This is a genomic window from Polaromonas sp. P3_C2 (genome assembly GCF_056402675.1).
Window position 1 is genome coordinate 1 of record NZ_JBFUGX010000932.1, and the last position, 1,302, is coordinate 1,302.

Annotated in this window: 2 protein-coding genes and 1 pseudogene; all 3 read right to left on the minus strand. The window is 65.3% G+C overall.

Going from position 1 to position 1,302, the window contains the following annotated elements; genetic code table 11:
• Nucleotides 1-308 (minus strand): annotated as a pseudogene (locus AC1DWI_RS23510) (ABC transporter permease); the annotation flags it as partial.
• Entirely contained in the window at nt 305-961 is a 657-nt protein-coding gene (locus tag AC1DWI_RS23515) for an ATP-binding cassette domain-containing protein (protein WP_477668041.1), read from the minus strand. The gene AC1DWI_RS23515 and the pseudogene AC1DWI_RS23510, both read right to left, overlap by 4 nt.
• Nucleotides 958-1,302, minus strand: a 345-nt coding sequence (locus AC1DWI_RS23520) for a Fur family transcriptional regulator (RefSeq protein WP_477725958.1), incomplete at its 5' end; no start/stop codon positions are given. The genes AC1DWI_RS23520 and AC1DWI_RS23515, both read right to left, overlap by 4 nt.

The window sequence follows — 1,302 nt, forward strand, 5'->3', positions numbered from 1 at the left end:
ATCCTGGCGACCTGCGGATGTCTTTCCAGTTCCTTCACCGCCGCCAGCGGCACGTTGCCCGTCGGTACGTCAAGGTGAAACACACCTGACAGGATCAGCTGCATCGGGCTGCCCTTGGCGCCCACCACCACATCGATGCCGGCCACGTCACGGTCAAACGCCTGGCTGATCTGGTGGCTGACGAGCAGCAGAAAGGTAATGGAGGCCAGCCCCAGGGTGAGCAGCAGCAAATTCAGCGCCGCCGCCAGCGGCCGCGACCACAGGTAGCGCCATGAAAAAACAACGGTCTTGAATGCTATCGTTTTCATAGCTGCTCGCGCTCGACCAATAAGGACTGCAGGCCCTTTTTATCCTTAAAAAAGGCCAAAACACGTGCATCGTGCGTGGCAATCACCAGCGTGGCGGCCTGCTGCTGCGCCGCGCTTTGCAGCAAGGCCAGCGACGCCGCAGCCGCGTCGTCGTCCAGGCTGGCCGTGGGTTCATCGGCCAGGATCACGCGCGGCTTGAGCAACACCGCACGCGCCAGCGCTACACGCTGTGCCTGCCCGCCTGATAGTTGGGCCGGCTTGCGATCAGCCAACGCGCGCACGTCCAGCGCGTCCAACGCTTCGGCAATTCGGCCTTCATCATCCGGCTGGCCGGCGGCCCACTGCGCCATGGCCAGGTTGCCGTGCACCGTCAGCGCCGTGCTCAGGTGAAGTTTCTGCGGCAAAAAACCAATGGTTTTTGCCCGCCACGCGTCACCTGCACGTCCACCCAGCGCCTTGATGGACTGGCCGGCCACCGTGATGTCGCCCTCACTGGGCGCCAGCAAACCCGCCGCCAGCGCCAGCCAGGTGGATTTGCCCGAGCCCGACGCACCGCGCAGCAGCAAGGTGCCACCCTGCGCGACGTCCACGTCCGCAAAGCGCAGCTCGGGACCATTGGTGTAGCGGTAAGCCAGCTGGCGGGTACTGATCATGAAGAAGCCGCGCCGGTGGCGCAGTCGGCGCACACGCCCCGCACGGCAAAGTCCATGCTCATGCCCTGGTAGCCCAGCGCCTTCAGTGCCTCCAGCGCGGTCTGCGCGGCGCGCTCCAGGTCTTTGGTGCTGGCCTTGAGGGCGCCCGAACGCTTTCCCGACAGCGCACCCGACAAGGGGCTGTCGCGGTGGCAGCTCTGGCATTCAAAGTGGGGAATGGCATGCACGCTGCTCGGCATGGCCTGGTAACGGCGCACGCGATTGGCGTCCACGCGGCACAGCAGCAAGCCCACCTGCGTGAGCCGGTCGATCAGCCGGTACAGCGTGACGCGGTCCAGTGT

Bases quoted from the DNA above. Each gene is read 5' to 3' on its own strand.
- AC1DWI_RS23515 (WP_477668041.1), bottom strand. From the start codon at position 961: ATGATCAGTACCCGCCAGCTGGCTTACCGCTACACCAATGGTCCCGAG.